Annotated in this window: 1 protein-coding gene; it reads left to right on the top strand. The window is 54.0% G+C overall.

Features of this window, described 5'->3' with window-relative positions; translation table 11 throughout:
- On the top strand, positions 1-414 hold a 414-nt coding region (locus VE25_RS23070; RefSeq protein ID WP_201776133.1), incomplete at its 5' end, for a hypothetical protein.
- Positions 415-506: the final 92 nt, after the last annotated feature.

The raw sequence follows: 506 nt of genomic DNA, 5'->3' as shown, positions 1-506 counted from the left end.
AAAAGAAAAGGAGAAAACGAAGGGGAAGAAAGAAAAAAGAGAGAAGAAAAAAAGGAACGACGAAAAGAACGAAAGAAAGACGAAGAGAGGAAGGAAGAGAAAGAGCGGGGCCGGAAACAAGGAGGCAAAGAGGAGGCACGTGAGGAGCAAGGGAAGGGGGGGAGCGGGAGGGGAGGGGAAGTAGGAGAAGATGAGAGAGGGAGAATAGGGGGGGGAGGAAGAAGGAGAAAGGCAGTCAGAAGAAAAGGAACGACAGAGAAAGGAGGAGAAGAGAGGAAAAGAAGGGAAAGAAAAGGAGGGGAGAAAGAAAAGGAGGGAAGAGGGGGGGGGGGGAGAAGGGAGGAAAGGAGGCGCGGGGGGGTGAGAGGAAAAAGAGGGGGACGGAGGGAAAGAAAAGGAAGAAAGTCGGATTGAAGGAGGGACAAAAGGAGGAGGGGGGGGGGGAGAAGAGGAAGGGATGGGGGAAGGGCGTGAAAAAGGTGCTGTTGGTCGGGATGGTGGTGGGG

Origin of the sequence: Devosia geojensis, from assembly GCF_000969415.1 — a bacterium.
GTDB lineage: Bacteria > Pseudomonadota > Alphaproteobacteria > Rhizobiales > Devosiaceae > Devosia > Devosia geojensis.
The sequence above is the reverse complement of the archived record's forward strand: the minus strand, read 5'-3'. Positions and strand labels throughout refer to the sequence as shown.